Raw genomic sequence first — 17495 nt, 5'->3', positions numbered from 1 at the left:
CTGCTTTAACCGACACCTCATGCGAACCCTCTGTGCACCGCTTTTTGCCTTTGTTCTCTCATTCTCCAGCCTCGCCGTGGGGGCAGGGCATGAGTTTGCCAACCTCGCTGATGCCAAACGCGTGCATGGCGAGCTGCTGGCGCTGGACTTCATCCATCGGAGCGGGGAGTTCAGGGCGGATGACGGTGTGCTGACGCGGTTTTTCATGCCGCCGTATGCGATCATGAAATATAGGGGTGTGGAGGCGGATCTGCGTGAGGTTCCTTTGGGAACCCAGATGACGTTTGTGATGCTGCCGGATGCTGATGGGAAGCTGACGCAGCTAGTCACGACAGATGACGGGCAGCCTGCGGATGCGGCGCAACTGAAGAAGTTTCGTGAGTTCACCGAAAAGCGCGGCATTGCGGGGTGGATCGACAAGACGGATGGCAGCACCGTCACGCTGACGTTTTTCAGCGGTGATCCCGTGGCGTTTCAGACTGCCTATGGCGAACTGCTTGCCGTGGGAAAAGGCGGCAAGCTCTGTGTGGCGAACGACGAACTGCGCACGTGGAATCCGGGTGTGGACGGCGAAGGCTGCTCCATCACGGAAGTGAACAAGGTGCCCACCGAATGCTTTGGCAGCAGCGGCGTGCAGATCACGGTGAAGGTGAGCAACATGCTGGAGGGGTTTCGGCGCGGGCGCGTGGTGCGCGTTTTCCTGACGGGATGGAAAGTGCAGGATCAGTTCTATGGCGAAAGCCTGATGGGCTACGGCTTTGGGCGCATGCTGAACCAGGAGTTGGTCGAAAACGTGGCGAAGGAGTATCCGGAGCAGTTTCCTTTCCGCACGGACTACAGCAACGCGAAGCTGCCGTGGTATCAGCTCAAGGAGGGTGTGAAGCCGCCGCCTTTTTCCGAGCACGTGGTCTTTGGCGAGCTGGTGGAGGCGGACGTGAAAAATGGCGGCGGTCAGTTCCTGGCCGAGCTGGGGGGAGAGAAAGTGGGCTTCACTTTGACGAAGCCACATGCGATCAAATACCTCGGTGCTGACGTCCGATTTGAGCAACTGCCCAAGGGCCAGCGGTACCGCTTTCATCTCTATCAAGATGAGAAGGGTGCCTTTACGCGCGTCAGCTTCATCAGTGACGAATTCAGCCACTGCAGTGCGAATGCGACCACGGCACGCATCACGGCGGTGAATGGGAAGAGGCTGCACATTGCGTGGCAACTGCCGCTGGTGAAGGACTACAACGGAGATATGCAGCGGCCTGAGGACATTGGGAGTGCGATTCTCGCTGTGGGTGATGCGACACGTGTGTGGAAGGGGGATCAGCAGGTGAAGCTGGCCGATGTCAAAGCAGGCGACGTGGTGCTTTTCAACCGAACGGGCGAGCTGCCTGGCAGACCGTCAAGCTGCGCGGATCTTTGGATCGGTGAGGAGACGCACAAGATGGTGACGGAGAAGCTGAGGAAGCCGGTGGCGGGGAAGAAGTAGGTATGGGGTGGGGCTTGCTCTGCTGCCAAACATGTCGGCAAATCGCATAGGTGTCTTTGGAGGTAGTATGCGGGCTCGTGCATCGGGGGACTCGCGTGCCGCACAGAGGACTGTGCGGACCACTATGCAGAGCCAGTGCTCGGCCACGCTGTCTGCAAATTGAAGGCGTGTGTTACTTTGCGGCTTCGGCGTTCTTGGCGTTTTCGTCGTAGCGGTGGAGGGGGCGGACCCAGATGTTGCGGTAGCTGGTGGGGTTGTGGTGATCCTGGAGGGCGAAGACCACTTCCTGCATCTTGGTTTCGAGGGGAGCGGCGTGCTGCACGATGATGCCGTTTTGCAGGACGGTGATACGGGCGGGTTGAAGCACTGCGCCTTTGGCATCCACCTTGGCGCATTCGCAGATGATGTCGTAGCTCTGCCATTCGCCGGGCTTGCGGCAGGCATTCACCAGCGGCGGATATTTGTGGTAGATGGCACCAGCCTGACCGTCGGGGTAAGTGTCGTTTTCGTATGAGTCGAGCACCTGCACCTCTCCCCAGCCGTGGATTAGCACCCCGCTGTTGCCGCGGCCCTGGCTTTTGCCCACGACCTCGGCGGGCGTGGCCCATTCGATGTGGATCTGGCAGGAGCCGAATTTGTCTTTGATCTCGATGTCTCCGCCCTTGGGTTTGATCTCGGCATAGCCGTTTTCGATTTTCCAGTTTGGGACGTTGCTCTGATCAGGGTCGTCCTTGCGCGGTTTGCGGATGAACTTGGAGAGGTCTTTGCCATCAAAGAGGACGACGGCATCGCTCGGTGCTGTGGTCGCCGTGGGCGGTGTGATCACGGTGGGGCGAGGGCGCTGCATGTCGCCTTCGCGATAGATGCCGCCGGGGGTGAAGGGCTTTTCCGGGGCGGGTTCTGCGGCGATGACCAGGATAGGAAACAGGGATAGAAGGGCGGGGATTCGGTACATGGCAGGGCTCACTTGGGGCTGGAGTATACGGCTGGCGATGCCCTCTTTTGTGGTTCAGGTGCTTTTTTAGAGCCGGAGAGCTTTTCAAAAATGGTCACGACCAAAGCGGAAAGGATGCTCAGCAGAAACACCGCGAGACAAATGTAATAGATGATAGTCCAGCACTTGCGAAGGAGCCCGACGCAGCCTTGGTTTTTCTTCCTCTGCTCTTCCAGCATTTGATCTGCCATCCGGTCAAATGCGGCAATCTCGGCAAAGCGCCCCGGCTCCACCGAGCCTGGAAGTGGGGGCGTGCCGGCGGCGATGTGCCACGGGATCTGCACCACGGCTCCATGCGGCCCGGGCATCGCCAAGAGCGGGATGAAGGGCACATCCTCCGGTGGCATCCACGATTTGCGCAAAAGCAAGCAGAGCAGGGTGAAGTGGCTGCCTTGGGTTTCACTGAGGGGAAAAGCTTCCCGGTAAAACAGGCGGTAGCTGTCGTCTGACATGATGCGCGCTGTTCCTGGGAATTTTTTATCATCACCGGCCCCCGAGTAGAGGTCGTAGGCCACCATGCCGAAGACTCCGGCCAGCAGGATATCCGTGCTGGTTTGCTCGGTGGCCACAATGACGCCACAGGGCAGCAGGGCATGAGGTTCGGTCCTGAAGGAGGGATTGGTCATCAGCGGCACGGCAAACCAGACCTGGCCTTGAGTGGCCAGCTGCTGATACTGCTCCCAGAGCTCTGGAGTCTGCTGCCCCAGATATTGAAGCTTCTCCCATGTTTCCTGGGCCTTTTTTCGGGGCATCTCCTTTTCCAGCGCCACCTTCATCGCAAAAGGCACATGGGCATCATCATAGTAGACGGTGCGAAACTCCGGAGAGAGCAGCCAGTTCACGGCTCGTGCGCGGATGGTTTCCTTCAGCGGCTGCCATGCCTCGATCTTGGACAGCGCGGCATTGAGCTCGGGCGTCATCTCATTTTCAGAGGGGAGGTTGGACACTTCAGCAGACGCCTTCCCGGCGAGCACATCTGGCTCTGCCGCAGCCCCCTCCACGGTCCAGTGCAGCACCTTCCGGTCTGGTTCCATGCAGGAGTTTTCGCGCTCCTCCCCCCCGCCACAGCCTTTGATGCGGTCCGTCCGTGGTATGCCTGTTTTTGATCTCCACGGCGTTGTCCGCCTGGTAGTGGAGAAAATCGACCAGGAAGTGGATCTGCTCAGCGCGAGTGTTGTCGGGATCCTCCCATGCAAACTCGTGGTCGCAGAGCCCCAGCTGTGCCATGCCGATGGAATCCACAAACGACCAGCTTTCTTCGACCGCGCATCCGCGCAGGCGCGCGATGGCCTCCACTGGGAAAGTCTTGTGCTCCAGGGCGTTGTTTAAAAGCTCACTCAGCCCCTCCATCGGCAGAAGCAGTTCGCTGTTCGGGTTGAAGTAGGCCACCGCCTCCTGCAGTTCGGCGAGCGCAGCGGCGGCCCGCACCAGAAACGCAAGCTCCTGCGCGGGTTGGGCATTTTCAGGCTGCGCTTGTCGGGGCTCTTCGGCATCAGCCCCTGCAGCGGTGTTGAAAAAGTGGCTCACCCGAAAGCGCACAAAAGCCCGATGCTCATGCGCCATCATGGCTCCGGCTTTGTAGCCGGGGGCCTGGAGCGCGCGTGCAAATGCGCCGGGCTGCACGAACGGGCCAAAGGCGCCCAAAGCGTGGGCGGAAGTCAGCAGTGTCGGCTTTTCACCGGCACCCATGTCATCCGGCCAGGGGAAGTTGCAGATGTCCACCGAAACGGACGCCTTGCTTTCAAAGTCGGCTTTTAGCGTGAAGCCGGCACCTTGCATCTCCGGCCATTCTGCGGCGTCTTCATCCGTCGCAATGCTGAAGCCCTGTCGCTCAAAAAGATGGCGCAGCGAGCCCAGCTCCGGAGCCTGTGAACATAGGACAGCAATGCCTTGCGTGAAAAAGATCTGCATATGCAGGTCCACCTACAAGCATTGATCTGGCTTGAACAGAGGAAAAAAGAAGGCCGGCAAAGCGCCGGCCTTCCGTGGATCCAGTTGCGGCGCAACTGGACTACTTGGCGAACGCCTTGTCCTTCGCATTGCCGCCGCTGGTGAGGTAGGCGATGAGGTCGAGGAGTTCGTCCTGATTGAGGGAGTTGATGAGGCCGGGGGGCATCATGCTGACTTTGCGGGTGCCCTTCTTGGCGATGTCGCTTTCGTTGATGGCCATGTGGTCGTTGGGGGCGAAGGGATTGGTCATGATGAAGACCTTGCCATTCTCTTCAACGACGATGCGGCCGATGATGATGCTGCCATCCTTCTTGGTGATCTCGTGGCTGTCGTACTGGTCGGAGATGACCTTGCTGGGATCTACGATGTTTTCCATGAGATCGCGCATGGTGTAGCGGTTGCCGACGCCGGTGAGATCGGGGCCGATGCTGCCGCCGTCGCCATTGAAGCGGTGGCAGGTGGCGCACATGATGCTGCGGTACATGTTTTCGCCATTGGTGAAGTTGCGGCCTTTGAGTCCGCCGGCGGTGAGGGCCACGACTTCATCGACCGTCCAGTTTTTGCCGGGGCCTTTGGGTGCGACGTAGTTGGGGATGGAGGTGCTGGCTTCGACCTTGTTGCTGAGGGTGTCGAGCGCGGCGAGTTCTTCCTTTGGCACAAAGGTGGCGAGGGCGTCCTTGCGGATGTTTTCGATGAAGCCTTTGAAGCTGTTGCCACCCTTCCAGGTGCGGGCGCGGGGGAACCAGGAGAAAAAGGTTTTGCGGTGCTCAGGGGTCCAGCCTGCGGTGGCGTTGCGGAGCGCAAACATGTAGCTGATCTGCTGGGCGTTCGGGCGGCTGCCGGCGGCGGCGCGGGCGGCGTTGGCGTAGCCTTCGTTGCGGCTCAAAACGGCATCCGTGGCGACTTCCTGGAAGTCGTCTTTGGCGGTGGCCATCAGGGCGAGGGTCTTGGAGACGACGGTTGGTGAATCAACGGCGACGAGGATCTGGCAGAGTTCGCGATTCAGGAAGGGATTTTCCGTGGGATAGACGAGATCGAGCGCGGTGGAGATTTGTGCGCAGATGTCGGCCTCCGGCTTGCCAAGGCGGATCAGGATGAGCTCCAAAGTGCGCAGGGCGGCAAACTGCTGGTCCAGCGTGAGCTTGGCCCCCACCAGCTTGCCCAGGGCAAGGAGCATGCGGCCTTGGAGTTCTGCGTGTTCAGGGGAAACGAAACTGATAGGCTCCGAGGATGTGCCGGTGGGCTTGGCAGCGGGCCTGCCACCTTCGTTGCCGGTTTTGGCTCCGGTGACACGGGCGAGGGCGATGAGGCCTTCGATCAAGGCAACGGGCTGTGTTTCACTGAAAACTTTTTCCTGCCACAGCGCGACGGGGAGTTTTTCAATCGCGACACGGGCGGCGTAGCGCACGTTGCGGTCGTCATGGCTGAGCTTGCTCCAGGCGTCCTGGAGGGCCTTGCTGGCATCGACCTTGCCGGTGTGGTAGGCTTCAAGGGAGGCACGCAGTTTGAAGTCCTCAGTGAGAGGCTGCGCTTTGACCGGAGCGGTGGATTCATCGCCCACATAAGTCACGCGATAGACGCCGGACTGGGTTTTGCGGCCACCGACGGCGAAGTACATGGCACCGTCCTGCGTATGGATGACGACGTCGGTGAGGGGAAGGGGCTTGCCGAAGACGAATTCTTCCTTGGTGGCTGCGTAGCTGGCGCCTTTGGCTTCCAGGCTGATGGCCCACATGGTGCCGTAGGTCCAGTCGTTGATGAAAATGGCGTGCTGGTATTTGGCAGGGAACTTAGCACCGGTGCCGGCGACGACACCCGTGGGGCTGCCGGGGCCGATGTCGAGCGTGGTGGGCAGCGAGTCAGGGTAATAATTGGGCCACTTGCCGCTGCCGCTGCGCCAGCCGTAGTCCGCACCGCTGACGCAATGGTTTACACGGGTGGGGCGGTACCATGGGCTGCCGATGTCCCACTCCATGTCGGCGTCGTAGGTGAAGAGTTCGCCCTGGTCGTTGAAGCAGATGTCGAACTCATTGCGGAAGCCGTAGCAGAAGAGCTCCAGGCCGCTGCCATCGGGGTTCATGCTGCAAATGTAGCCGCCAGGGGCGAGGATGCCGCGTGCGTGGCCGTTGGCGTCCCACATGCGGGGAAGGATGTGGTCTTCGCTCCAGATCTTGGCTGGGCGGCTGTCCGTGAGGCCCTCGGGGAGTTTGGTGTGGTTGCCGCAGTTGAAGAAGATGCGCTTGCCATCCGGGCTGACGGTCATGCTGTGCAGGCCGTGCTCGCCGCCGCCGGCCATGGTGTGCAGCTTGGTGGTCTTGTCGTATTGATCGTCACCGTTGGTGTCCTGCAGGCGGTAGAGGCCGTTGTTCTTGCCGTCTTCATTGACCATGACGTAGAGGCTGTCGAAGGCGGCGAGCAGGCCGTGGGCCTTGCCCAATTCGATAGCGAGCTTTTCCGGCTTGAGGTTCTCGGTTTTGCCGATGGCAGGAACGCCCATGCGGTAGATGGAGCCGTACTGGTCGCAGGCGATGAGGCGGCCCGTTGGATCGACGGTGAGCGCCACCCAGGAGCCTTCCTGGTCCTTGGGCACGTTGTAGAGTTTTTCCACCTTGAAGCCCTTGGGCACGGTGATCTCTGATGCAGCGATGCTTTCTGCAGGACCGCTGTTTCTGCCGCCACCCGGTCTGCCATCCAGCGCTAGTCCCCAAGGGCCTTTGCCATACTCATTGATGACGAGGGCGGGCTGCCAGGCAGTGGTGCCGGTCTTGGTGGCCTCCCATTTGTTCGTGGTTTCCACAACGACGGGCTTTGCATCATCCGGCAGCTTGAGGGTGAGGCGGGCAATGAGTGCCGCCAAGCCGCCTTTGTTGCGACCGTTGACGATGATTTCGTTCTGCGCCCCGAGCTTGAGATTCTTGCTGACGTCCACCTTCGTGGGCTCCTGCCAGTCGGGATTGGTGAGAACTTTTTGACCATTCAGCAGGGCATCTGCGCCGTTGTCACAGGTGAGTTCCAAGGTAGCAGACTGCACCTTGGCCGGCACTTCAAAGCGATAGCGGAAGGTGACCTGCGGGTCTTTGTTGCCATCTTTGGACAGCCAGATCCACTGCGGTGCGGCGGAGGCGGTGTTCAGCAGGAGGGCGAAAGCGGCGAACGTGGGGAGAATACGAGGCAACATGGTGGGCGGAAAGTACGCACCAAATCACCTGACGTTGCATGCGATAACGAAGCTTTTGACTAACGGCCACTGAAGGGTAGGCCAGAGCGGCAAGGAACTAAGCGTGATTGCCGTTCAGGGCCACGCCGTTGTGCATTTTATGCACGGACAGAGCCGCGACACGGGACTTGAGCTCCTTGCTGGGCTTGAAACGCACGACACAGCGGTCAGGGATCATCACCTCAGAATTCGGCTGCTTTGGGTTGCGGCCGATTTTTCCGCGCGCCACACGAAGGTCAAAGGTGCCGAAAGTGCGCAGCGTCACTTCGTTGCCTTCAGCTAGATTCTTCGAAACCAGCTCCATAAAGGCCTCCACCATGGCCAGAGTGTCGGCATGCTTGATTCCCGTTGCGTTGCTGAGTTCCGCAACCAAATCTTTTTTGGTGATCGTGGTCATAATAAGGTGACTAGCGAGACGATTAATAGGGTGCAACTAATTTCTGTGTCGAATTATCGTCTATACCTACGATTGAATCAGTAGGTTTATTTGGGAGGATCCGAAACTATCCGCGATAAAACCTCAGAAGAAGTCCTGAAGTGCATTTTGCACAGCCTGGGCAAAATGTCGCTGCCGTGCTGTTCTACGAGAGTGGCGGCCGTTTGTTTCACGCCATCTGAAACTCCTTTGGGAAGTTCGACGCCCAGTTTCTGGCCCTGAGACTTCAGCCAGCCCACAAAAGCCTCGCGTGCGAGAATGGAGGCGGCGGCCACGGCGGGGTCGCTTTCCGCCTTTGTGCGCTGGACAAGTTCGATTTCCCTGCCGCGGGTCTGCATGGCGCGCTGCAGCACGGCGGGATTGGCGAACTGATCTGAAATGGCCCTCCGGCAGCCAGGGACGCGTTCGAGCAGGTTTTCGATGATCCGGGCATGCCCCCAGGCGAGGAGGCGGTTCAGATTGCCAAATTTGGCGTAGAGTTCGTTGTACCGATCGGGGTGAATGGCAATGACCTCCCAGGCAAGGCCGGGAATGCTGCGAATATCGGCGGCGATCTTGAAAATGCGTGCATCACTGCTGATGCGTTTGCTGTCCACCGCGCCAGCGTCACGCAGACGGCGCGTGACCTCGCCATCGACATACACGCCTGCAATGACCAGCGGCCCGAAGAAGTCGCCCTTGCCGCTTTCATCCACGCCGATGTGGGGCTGAAACATCTCAGGATGATGCACCTCTTCATAGCCGAGTTTTGCCTCCCCCAGCACTTCGGGTTCGAGCAGGTTCGTGATGAAATCCTCGGTGTCTTTGCCCTGCACGACGATCTTGGGGCCTTTCTCATACACGCACACGTTGACCTTGGATCTGGCGGCGGCGTAAAGGCAGTAGGGTTTAGTTTGGAAGTCAAAGCCACGTTCCTCCAGCAGGGTACGCAGCTTCGCCGCTTGAGTGGTGGTGAGAGCGTGAGTGTAACTTGTCAGGGCTGGCATGGGCGTGATTTTAATCACAGGAGTGGCGAAAGACTCATGAAAAATGCGCCGGATCGTTCATAAGTAGGACACGATGCCCTCTCGAACCGCCAGGCCCGATCCCCAAGCTATCGCCATGGAACTGGTGAACTGGTTTGGGCACAATGCGCGTGATTATCCCTGGCGCCGCACGCGTGATCCGTATGCCATTCTCATTGCCGAGGTGATGCTGCAGCAGACGCAGATCGCGACGGTGCTGGACCGTGGTTTTTACGCCCGCTGGCTGGAGCGGTTTCCTGATTTCAAGACGCTGGCGGCTGCGCGTGAAGAGGAGGTGCTCAAGATCTGGGAGGGACTTGGCTACTATCGGCGGGCGCGCAATCTGCAGCGGCTTGCTCAGGAGGTGATGGCGCAGCATGGCGGGGTGTTTCCATGTGATCCGGCGGTCATTCTCGCGCTGCCGGGAGTGGGGCCGTACACGGCGGGTGCGGTTGCCAGCTTTGCGTTTGGTCTGGCGGAGCCCATTGTGGATGGCAATATCGCGCGGGTGCTGTCGCGCATCTACAATGATGCCACGCCGGTGGATTCCACCGCCGGCACGAAGCTGCTGTGGGAACGCTCGACAGCCCTGGTGCAGGCGACCGATGATCCGCGTGCCCTGAACTCGGCGCTCATGGAGCTGGGGCAAACCCACTGCACACCGACGAAGCCAGCCTGTGATCTATGCCCGGTGCGCGCCCAATGCCGGGCGACTGAACCCGAGGCATTGCCTGTGAAGCATGCGCGGCAGCAGATCACCGCCGTCACAGAGCGCGTCATTTTTTTGCGCACCGGCGCGGGGGTGTTGCTGGAACTGGAGACCGGCAAACGCCGCACCGGTCTGTGGAAGCTGCCTGCGCTGCACCCCATGCATGAGGATTCACCGCCGCCCGTGCTGCTGCGCATGCAATATGGCATCACGCGCTACAAGGTCACGCTCTGGGTGCATGAACCGCATGTGCAAACAGGGGAATGGCCTGATACGCATCGGATGATCCCCGTGGCTGAACTTGAATCAACCCCCATGCCTGCTCCGTATCGTAAGGCATTGAACGACCTCCTCCAGCGCGGGGAGTTCCGGCTCAGTGCCTGAATTGTCAGTTTGCGATTGACTTCCCATGCCCTACCAGATGCCATAACCCTTTATGAAAAAGCGCACTCTTCTCTTCTCCTGCCTCGCCATGGTCCTGTCGGGTTGCAAACCCTCGGCGGAAAAAGCTGCTGAGACCCCGGCGGCTCAGCCTGCCGCGAAATCCGGCAAACCGCAGGTGCTGGTGGCGAACTACCCGCTGCAGTATTTTGCACAACGTCTCGCGGGAGACGCTGTCGAGGTGCGCTTTCTGGCACCGAAAGACGAGGACCCTGCCTTCTGGCAGCCGGATGAGGCCGCCATCACGGCATTTCAAAATACCGATCTGATTCTCATGAACGGTGCCGGCTACTCGAAGTGGGCGGACAAAGTCACGCTGCCAGAGTCGAAGGTCGTGGATACTTCCGCCGCCTTTGCCAACAATTACATTGAAGTGCGCGATGCTACCACCCACAGCCATGGCCCAGGCGGCGAGCACAGCCACAATGGTACCGCTTTCACCACCTGGATCGATTTCAAGCAGGCCTCCTTGCAGGCGCAGGCGGTGGGTGACGCCCTGGCGAAACTTGTGCCCGCGGCCAAAGACTCCATCAGCAAGAACACGGAAGCCCTGAAGGATGAGCTGGAGGCTCTCGATGGTCGGATGAGCACGCTTAGCCGTCGCCTGGTGCAGTATCCGCTGGTGGCCTCGCACCCGGTCTACCACTATCTGGCACGTCGGTATGGATTGAATGTGAAGTCTGTCCTTTGGGAGCCCGACACCGTGCTGGATGCCACAGCACTCAACGACCTGAGTGCGGTCCTTGCCGGTCACCGCGCGCGGTGGATGATCTGGGAAGGCGAGCCAAGCAAGGAGAACGTTGACAAGCTCGCGGCACTGGGGCTTCAGAGTGTGGTCTTTGATCCCTGTGGCAATGTGCCCGCGAGTGGTGATTTCATGACCGTGATGAAAGCGAATGTGGAGGCGATGGAGAAGGCCTTTCAGTGACGTGTAAGAGTTTTAGGTGTGAAAACACATCTGGAACTCGACCGAATAAGAAAAATATAGATTATCGTGTTGACGGCCTAATGAGGCTGTGTCATCATTCGTCACCTTCATCACAAGCCATGAAAACCAACCAGACACATCTTAACTCATCCGCGCTGACCGAGCGTCGGGGGGCGATCGTGTGTGCGATATTGGATCATGGCTTTATGGCCGCCTATCCAGCACAAGATTGGAGTCTCCCAACAAAGAGATATAGCGAGCAGGGTGCTTTGACACCCCATTAGGCCCCCGAAGGCCAGTTTCCCAAGGAAGCCCTGCTCGCCCACTCCAAGGCAGCAGGGCTTTTTTTTGGCCGCGAAACAAACCACACACCCCTTTTCCATACTCATTGATTGAACCTGCGGTCCTTTGACCGCTTCCCCACAGCACGAAAAAACCCCGGCATCCGCGCTAACGGACACCGGGGCAAGGCCAGCCAAGCTGACTCCCGGAGGAGTCGTTTAGAGACGCAAGAGCAAGACCTCACACAGGTTTGCACCCTCCTTCCGAATGTCAACTGAAGCAGCCATCGAATACGCAATATTCCTACGTCGAGACGAGGAATGCGGGAATTCATTGCCCATTTTTGACATCACGAAACGGCTTCCCCGGGAGGTGTGCCATAAACACCGAAACATCCGCCGTGAAATACCTGCGGGTGCGACGCCAGCGATGGAGTAACCAACACTCCATCCCGTGCGTGGCAGCGGTGTTCGTTCTTTATTTGGCAGATCACCTCCACAAGAGGCTGATCTGCCATTCAAGGGCGCGGAGCACGGTAACAGGTGGTGTAACCTTGGGAGAGTGTGCACAGTGGCGAGGCCGTCTCCGTGTCCTTGAATGGCAGAACGGGAAGATTTTCCAATACGGCGGTGGCAGACAAGCAATGCACGGGTTTCCAAAACCCGAAGATGTGGGCGCGATATTGCGCTGCGCGCCATGCGAAGAGGCTTCGCGTGGAAGCAACCGCTCACGCGGTATGGCATTCACCCGCCGTGCCATTTTATTCCAAATCAAGAATACGGCGGTAGATCGTTAAAGGGGCGGCCTGGACTGTAACTCCAGTGCTCCCAGAGCCCGCACGGAGTGTTACCGTGACGCCGCACCATTCATTCATGCCCACGAAACACGGGGTGCACGGCAGCAACTTCATATGCCGCACACGGCCCAACGTGGCGGTCCCCGTGTTCTTCGTGGGTGTTTTTACTTTTTCAAAATGCAGGGAGAGCCAGTGCTCTGACGGGTTTCATAAGCCTGTCTTGGTTGGTGCAACTCCATCCCCTGCGTCCAAATTCATGGGACCGTAGTGTAGAAGACTGCACGGCTGGGTGGCACCCAGCAGGCGACGGAGCATTACCGTCCGGCTCCACCAGTTTAGAAGGTCCGTTAGCTCAGCCAGCAGAGCGCCCGCTTGTCGAGCGGAGGGTCGCGGGAGCAAAGCCCGCACGGACCGCCAGTTTTTCATGGGACCGTAGTGTAGAAGACAGCACGGCTGGTTTGCACCCAGCAAGAGACGGAGCGTTACCGTCCGGCTCCACCATTTTAGAATCCTTGGTGATCCAGCAGCAGGATGCCGCTCTGTTAAAGCGGAAGCGTTGGTGCGACTCCAACCCGAGGAGCCAATTTTCAATGCCCGCAAGGTGTAACAGAATTGCATACGCCGCTTCTAACGGCCGTGGTTCCAGGTGCAGCGGTCTGCGCGATAGCACAAAATCATGTGGTGCGGAGCAGTAGTTGCACAGCCGCAGAAGCGGCAACTCCTGGTGTGGGCACCATTTCAATAAGGAGCACGTCCGGCATAGACGAGGAAACGGTCTCGAAAACCGCTGCGCCCTATCAAGGCGTCCAGAGTGCGATTCTCTGGTGCTCCGCCAATTAAGACAGCCTGCGCTCAAAACGCAGCAAGACTTCGTGAATCAGCAGCAGACCGCTCGCCATGGCAAGTGTGGCAAAAGTTACGGTTTCCAAACCTCTTGTTTGTGCCAGCCATCCGCAGGCGCTCGGAAACAGAGCAGCCCCTACCATCGCCGCGCTGACTTGAAAGCCGATGGCATGGGCTGCACGCCCTTTGCCCAACCGCTGGGGCGTCCGTGTCATCAGGCAGGGATAGATGGAGGCAAGCCCCAGACCAGTAAGTGCCAGCGCTCCAGCTGAGAAAGGCAGGTTTACCCCAAACAGCGCGGTGCCTGTCACCGCTGCCAGCATGCTCAGGCGCAGCAGCAGATCGATGCCCAGCCGCTCGATGATAAAACCAAAGACCACACGACCAGCGGCGAGGCTTGCCCAATAAATCGTGACCCACATTCCGGCGGTCTCCTTGCTCATGCCGCGTGCCTCCGTCATCACCGTGAAGCTCCATTGGCCCACGGTGACCTCGAGACCTGTGTAGATGAAAAAAAGCGCGATGTGAGCCCATGTGCCGGTATGTTTTAAGGTATCAAACATGCCCACGGACGCCTCTGCTTCCAAAGCTGCATCCGTTGTTTCGCCTGGAGTGCCCCAAAGCTTTCGAGTGTAAAGGAACAGGCCTGCTAAAAGGAGAAGCAAAGAGCCGACCGTTGCATAGCCAGCCCGCCATGATCCCAGCGAGACCAGCACGGAGGTCATGATCAGCGGCCCCAGAGTGGCGCCAATGCCGTAGCAGGCATGCAGCCAGTTCATGTGTCGCGGGGAAAAATGATTCGCCACATAATGATTCAGCCCGGAATCAATGGCACCGGAGCCAAGACCATGCAGAAGTGCACAGGCTGCAAACAAAGCCCAGGCTGGCGCTGCCGAATAACCCAAGGCGCTCGCCACCACCAGCAAGCTACTCCCTGCCAGCAGGCGACCGATGCCAAATGACTTGAGCAGTTTTCCCGTGAGCAAACCTGAAACGAAATAGCTGGCTCCCGCACCAAAGAAGATCCACGCGATGTCACTTTGCTGCCGGCCGAAAAAATCCCGCACCGAAGGCCAGGCCACGCCGATGAGCGTGTCTGGCAGCCCAAGGCTGATGAAGCCCAGATAGGCTGTCACCAGCAGGAGGCGGTGGGAAAAAGTTGGAGTGTTGGAGGCCTGCATTTTTGAGCACGGTAGTCTGGTGTAGAAGCTTTGTTTGTCGCTGTTGGCTTGCGTGCAGTGGCACAGGATTTCTGACTCATGCCTTTTTCATCCCTCTGTAGCTCAACAGCAGAGCCGCTGGTCGATAACCGGCAGACCGTGGAGCGTCACCACGCCGAGGGACCACTTTTTTAGATAACGCTGGATGGCTTAGACAGATGAGCGGCGGGTTGAAGATCCGCACAGGTTGGCGCGCTACCAACTCCAGCGACCAGATTTTTCGTGGCATTGATGTAACAGCAACATGCGGGTCTTCCAAACCCATCACGTCGGGGCAGCACCGACATGCCGCACCACTTTCCAAAACTCCTCCGTGGCCGACTTAGAAAGGCACCGATCTTGTAAATCGGACTATGTGAGCGCGAATCTCACCGGAGGATCCATTCCATTTCAACACTCCCTTCATAGTGTAACAGCAGCATTCTTCGTTGTGAACGAAGCGGTGCCGGGGCAGAACCGGTTGAGGGAACCATTTTATGTATTTCGTGCGCAAGACAAAGAGCCGAGTCAGCGGTCCGCAAAACCGCATTACCCAGTGCAAGTCTGGGGCGCGCGTCCATCATTTCATCGGATACGAGAGAGCCAGCCGTTCTCGCTTGGTTTGGGACCAAGACACGCCCGGGGCAGCACCGGGGTATCCGACCATTTTTATTGGTCTGTAGCTTAACAGTAGAGCGTCGGGCTCATAACCCGCAGGGTGCTGGTGCAAGTCCAGCCAGACCGACCAATCAAAGTAGCCTTGTAGCTCAATCAGCAGAGCATCCGCCTTTGAAGCGGAGAGTTGGTGGTGCAAATCCACCCGAGGCTGCCAGTTTAAAATGCCCATGTAGTCCAATGCAGAGACAACCGCCTCAGAAGCGGTCCAGTGCGGGTGCGAGTCCTGCCATGGGCACCACTTCAAGGCTCCCGTAGCTCAATGTATAGAGCACCGCGCTTCGAACGCGGAGGCTGGAGGAGAAAGTCCTTCCGGGAGCACCAGATTTAAGGCGCCGTGCAGGCCGACCTCAAAGACAAAAATCGAATCGTACAAAACCAGCATCATCCATTGAAAACCCAACAAGACATTCAGGAAAAACAACTTCTCGCACTTGATCGCGAGCGCAGGAAACTTTGGAGGCGCTTTCCTGAAAAAGTGGCGCTGGAGCATCCTATTCAGCGTGGCTGGATGCGCTGCTATTTCCTCACCAGTGCAGCCAAAGAACGGTCTGACGCCGCCGTGCTCAACGCCATTCTCAAGGAGATCAATGTGATCAAATACCACTGGAAGCGCAGTTTCGTGCCAACCATGCGGCGGCGGCGCAACCAGTTGCAGCAGCTGGATCAACCGCTGCAGCGTATCAAGCCATGGCGGCGGAGGCGGAGCAATTTTCCAGCAGAATGGAAGCACTATTTTATGGTGGAGCATGTGTTTCAGCAACGCGTCTGGGAGCACACCTGGCGCTTCCGCTGGCCGCAGCTTTTTGAACTCAAGGTGGTTCCGCGCATGGTGTATGAACTGCCAGTCTGCGATTCTGAGGGTGACTCCAGGCTCAGCGAAATCGAAGACATTCTGCGCAATCCAAAGCGGTCAGGACGGTTGCACAAGCTGCTCGGTATTCGCCGCTGGAAAGACTCCGCCACGCGTCAGAAGCGGGTCGAGCGCCTGGCGCAAAAACGAGTGCGTGCAGCCATCGCAGGAGATGTGGAGGCAGAGAAGACGGCATATGACGGTGCCGCCTTTTCTGCCTCCGCACTCATGCGGAACAACTTCGGACCTCCCTCTTTCAACAAGGAAGACCAACCGGACAAGCGTGCCGGGATTGCTGCTGCGCAGCTATGCGACATAGGCTTCGCCTTTATAATGCGCTATCGCGCAAGCATGCGGTGCTAATGAGATCGTGCCGCCATCGTGCGGCATGAGGAGCATGCCCTCGGCGCTCCGCCATTTTTCAAATGACCCTGTCGCCTAACTGGCCAAGGCACCCGACTTTCTATCGGGTTATTGCGGGTTCAAATCCCGCCAGGGTTGCCAGTTTTATAGCTCATGCAGCCCAACAGCAGAGGCTCGATGTCGAGAGCGTCGGCAGTGCGGGTGCAAGTTGGCTGCTACGCAGCCTACGCAAAAAGGCTTCGCGTGGAACCGTGCGCTTCCGCGCATGGCGTTCCGCCGCGAGCACCCTTTCGCATGATCTGGGAATCACGAAGCAGAGAGCCTCAAACAAATCCCAGTGCGGGCTTCATTCTCAACTCATGCCTTCACGGTCCAAAGCTTAGACAGCGAAGCAGCCGGCTTTTAACCGGCATAGCAGGGTGCATGTCCCTGTGGACCGACCACTTTTTTAACCTGCCATCCCATAGAAAGAAAACTCCCATGAAAAACAATGAAGTCTCCCAGCGCGTGCGCGGTGCGCTTACCCGCCTCGAAACCGAACAGGACGTCCGCGTGCTTTATGCCTGCGAAAGCGGCAGCCGCGCCTGGGGTTTTGCGTCCCAAGACAGCGACTACGATGTGCGCTTTCTGTATGTGCACCGTCGTGAATGGTATCTCTCCATCGAGAGCCGGCGCGATGTCATCGAGGAACCTCTGACGGACGAGCTCGATGTCAGTGGCTGGGAATTGCGCAAGGCGCTGCGCCTACTGCGGAAGAGCAATCCGCCGCTCCTTGAATGGATGAAGTCCCCCGTCGTGTATCATCACGATCCGGACTTCACCCGTGAGTTCGGGGAATTGGCCGGGATGTTTTATTCGCCGCTCCGCTGCTTTGCGCACTACCTGCACATGGCATCCGGCAACTGGAAGAGCTATCTGGAAGGCCGGGATCAGGTGAGCCTGAAGAAGTATCTCTACGTCCTCCGGCCGCTGCTGGCCTGCCGCTGGATCGAGCGTTCGCTTGGTCAGGTTCCCATGCTCTTTCAGGAACTGGTGGATGCCGTGCTCGATGAGCACGAAGTCCGCGCTGCACTGGAGGCTCTTCTGGTCCGCAAGCGCGCTGGTGATGAACTCAGCAAGTCTGCGCCCGATGCCGTGCTTTCGCGCTTCATTGTCGCGGAACTGCAGAGGCTCAAGGCGTTGAACGATCCAGAGGACTCCATCGGTGACCTGGACGAACTAGATCTGTTCTTCCGGCGCTACGCTCTGCGGAACTGAGATCTCAACCAATCAACCAACCACGGCGGCCTGGAGGGGCTGAACACCTTCCAGGCCGCCATTTTCTGCCA

General features: G+C 58.6%; 12 protein-coding genes and 9 tRNA genes. 14 read left to right on the top strand and 7 right to left on the bottom strand.

Annotated features, from left to right (window positions below; all coding sequences use genetic code 11):
* Nucleotides 1-19 precede the first annotated feature (19 nt).
* Entirely contained in the window at nucleotides 20-1477 is a 1458-nt protein-coding gene (locus ACILSL_RS05655; RefSeq protein ID WP_395731024.1) for a hypothetical protein, read from the top strand.
* Between the two features lie 172 nt (nucleotides 1478-1649).
* Here the strand turns inward: ACILSL_RS05655 and ACILSL_RS05650 are convergent, their stop codons facing one another.
* The 6 genes from ACILSL_RS05650 to rnhC form a co-directional block, all read right to left on the bottom strand.
* Nucleotides 1650-2432 carry a DUF1080 domain-containing protein gene (locus tag ACILSL_RS05650; RefSeq protein ID WP_395731023.1) on the bottom strand — a complete coding sequence of 261 codons (783 nt, stop codon included), beginning with the start codon at nucleotides 2430-2432 and terminating at the stop codon, nucleotides 1650-1652.
* 8 nt (nucleotides 2433-2440) lie between these two features.
* Nucleotides 2441-3505, bottom strand: coding sequence for a hypothetical protein (locus ACILSL_RS05645; protein WP_395731022.1), 1065 nt, complete (start codon nucleotides 3503-3505; stop codon nucleotides 2441-2443).
* On the bottom strand, nucleotides 3420-4382 hold the full coding sequence (locus ACILSL_RS05640) for a hypothetical protein (RefSeq protein ID WP_395731021.1): 963 nt from the start codon (nucleotides 4380-4382) through the stop codon (nucleotides 3420-3422). The genes ACILSL_RS05645 and ACILSL_RS05640 overlap by 86 nt, the downstream gene beginning before the upstream one ends.
* Before the next feature lie 100 nt (nucleotides 4383-4482).
* Nucleotides 4483-7599 (bottom strand): c-type cytochrome, encoded by a 3117-nt coding sequence (locus ACILSL_RS05635; protein WP_395731020.1) that lies wholly within the window; start codon nucleotides 7597-7599, stop codon nucleotides 4483-4485.
* A 97-nt stretch (nucleotides 7600-7696) separates the two neighbouring features.
* Nucleotides 7697-8035, bottom strand: a complete 339-nt coding sequence (locus tag ACILSL_RS05630; protein WP_395731019.1) for an HU family DNA-binding protein — start codon at nucleotides 8033-8035, stop codon at nucleotides 7697-7699.
* An 86-nt stretch (nucleotides 8036-8121) separates the two neighbouring features.
* The gene (gene rnhC / locus ACILSL_RS05625; protein WP_395731018.1) at nucleotides 8122-9060 is read right to left on the bottom strand and encodes a ribonuclease HIII; all 939 of its coding nucleotides are present in this window, start codon (nucleotides 9058-9060) and stop codon (nucleotides 8122-8124) included.
* A 73-nt stretch (nucleotides 9061-9133) separates the two neighbouring features.
* Here rnhC and ACILSL_RS05620 point away from each other — a divergent pair, with 73 nt between their 5' ends.
* From ACILSL_RS05620 to ACILSL_RS05600, 5 genes are all read left to right on the top strand, one after another.
* Entirely contained in the window at nucleotides 9134-10171 is a 1038-nt protein-coding gene (locus ACILSL_RS05620; protein ID WP_395731017.1) for an A/G-specific adenine glycosylase, read from the top strand.
* A gap of 52 nt (nucleotides 10172-10223) precedes the next feature.
* The gene (locus ACILSL_RS05615) at nucleotides 10224-11156 is read left to right on the top strand and encodes a metal ABC transporter substrate-binding protein (RefSeq protein ID WP_395731016.1); all 933 of its coding nucleotides are present in this window, start codon (nucleotides 10224-10226) and stop codon (nucleotides 11154-11156) included.
* Between the two features lie 1419 nt (nucleotides 11157-12575).
* A tRNA-Asp gene (locus ACILSL_RS05610) sits at nucleotides 12576-12651 on the top strand.
* Nucleotides 12652-12660: 9 nt separating this feature from the next.
* Nucleotides 12661-12735: transfer RNA gene (locus ACILSL_RS05605), tRNA-Ala, on the top strand.
* Between the two features lie 8 nt (nucleotides 12736-12743).
* Nucleotides 12744-12817: transfer RNA gene (locus tag ACILSL_RS05600), tRNA-Asn, on the top strand.
* 253 nt (nucleotides 12818-13070) lie between these two features.
* On the opposite strand, the gene ACILSL_RS05595 is transcribed toward ACILSL_RS05600, so the two are convergent.
* Nucleotides 13071-14258 carry an MFS transporter gene (locus ACILSL_RS05595; RefSeq protein WP_395731015.1) on the bottom strand — a complete coding sequence of 396 codons (1188 nt, stop codon included), beginning with the start codon at nucleotides 14256-14258 and terminating at the stop codon, nucleotides 13071-13073.
* Nucleotides 14259-14604: 346 nt separating this feature from the next.
* Here ACILSL_RS05595 and ACILSL_RS05590 point away from each other — a divergent pair.
* The 8 genes from ACILSL_RS05590 to ACILSL_RS05555 all read left to right on the top strand — a co-directional run bounded on the left by ACILSL_RS05590 (nucleotide 14605) and on the right by ACILSL_RS05555 (nucleotide 17424).
* A tRNA-Thr gene (locus ACILSL_RS05590) sits at nucleotides 14605-14680 on the top strand.
* 269 nt (nucleotides 14681-14949) lie between these two features.
* Nucleotides 14950-15024, top strand: a tRNA-Ile gene (locus tag ACILSL_RS05585).
* An 8-nt stretch (nucleotides 15025-15032) separates the two neighbouring features.
* Nucleotides 15033-15108: transfer RNA gene (locus ACILSL_RS05580), tRNA-Gln, on the top strand.
* 9 nt (nucleotides 15109-15117) lie between these two features.
* Nucleotides 15118-15192 (top strand) — tRNA-Leu (locus ACILSL_RS05575).
* A gap of 7 nt (nucleotides 15193-15199) precedes the next feature.
* A tRNA-Arg gene (locus tag ACILSL_RS05570) sits at nucleotides 15200-15275 on the top strand.
* Nucleotides 15276-15342: 67 nt separating this feature from the next.
* Nucleotides 15343-16167, top strand: coding sequence for a hypothetical protein (locus ACILSL_RS05565; protein ID WP_395731014.1), 825 nt, complete (start codon nucleotides 15343-15345; stop codon nucleotides 16165-16167).
* Between the two features lie 64 nt (nucleotides 16168-16231).
* Nucleotides 16232-16308, top strand: a tRNA-Glu gene (locus tag ACILSL_RS05560).
* 339 nt (nucleotides 16309-16647) lie between these two features.
* The gene (locus tag ACILSL_RS05555) at nucleotides 16648-17424 is read left to right on the top strand and encodes a nucleotidyltransferase domain-containing protein (RefSeq protein WP_395731013.1); all 777 of its coding nucleotides are present in this window, start codon (nucleotides 16648-16650) and stop codon (nucleotides 17422-17424) included.
* The last annotated feature ends 71 nt before the right edge of the window (nucleotides 17425-17495 follow it).

This window comes from Prosthecobacter sp. (assembly GCF_044222345.1).
Taxonomy (GTDB): domain Bacteria; phylum Verrucomicrobiota; class Verrucomicrobiia; order Verrucomicrobiales; family Verrucomicrobiaceae; genus Prosthecobacter.
Note: the sequence above shows the minus strand (reverse complement) of the source record. Positions and strands in the feature narration are given on the sequence as shown.

Excerpts from the sequence above, each read along its gene's own strand:
- ACILSL_RS05655 (WP_395731024.1), top strand. The coding sequence starts at position 20 with ATGCGAACCCTCTGTGCACCGCTTTTTGCCTTTGTTCTCTCATTCTCC.
- ACILSL_RS05650 (WP_395731023.1), bottom strand. The coding sequence starts at position 2,432 with ATGTACCGAATCCCCGCCCTTCTATCCCTGTTTCCTATCCTGGTCATC.
- ACILSL_RS05645 (WP_395731022.1), bottom strand. The coding sequence starts at position 3,505 with ATGGAACCAGACCGGAAGGTGCTGCACTGGACCGTGGAGGGGGCTGCG.
- ACILSL_RS05640 (WP_395731021.1), bottom strand. The coding sequence starts at position 4,382 with ATGCAGATCTTTTTCACGCAAGGCATTGCTGTCCTATGTTCACAGGCT.
- ACILSL_RS05635 (WP_395731020.1), bottom strand. The coding sequence starts at position 7,599 with ATGTTGCCTCGTATTCTCCCCACGTTCGCCGCTTTCGCCCTCCTGCTG.
- ACILSL_RS05630 (WP_395731019.1), bottom strand. The coding sequence starts at position 8,035 with ATGACCACGATCACCAAAAAAGATTTGGTTGCGGAACTCAGCAACGCA.
- rnhC (WP_395731018.1), bottom strand. The coding sequence starts at position 9,060 with ATGCCAGCCCTGACAAGTTACACTCACGCTCTCACCACCACTCAAGCG.
- ACILSL_RS05620 (WP_395731017.1), top strand. The coding sequence starts at position 9,134 with ATGCCCTCTCGAACCGCCAGGCCCGATCCCCAAGCTATCGCCATGGAA.
- ACILSL_RS05615 (WP_395731016.1), top strand. The coding sequence starts at position 10,224 with ATGAAAAAGCGCACTCTTCTCTTCTCCTGCCTCGCCATGGTCCTGTCG.
- ACILSL_RS05595 (WP_395731015.1), bottom strand. The coding sequence starts at position 14,258 with ATGCAGGCCTCCAACACTCCAACTTTTTCCCACCGCCTCCTGCTGGTG.
- ACILSL_RS05555 (WP_395731013.1), top strand. The coding sequence starts at position 16,648 with ATGAAAAACAATGAAGTCTCCCAGCGCGTGCGCGGTGCGCTTACCCGC.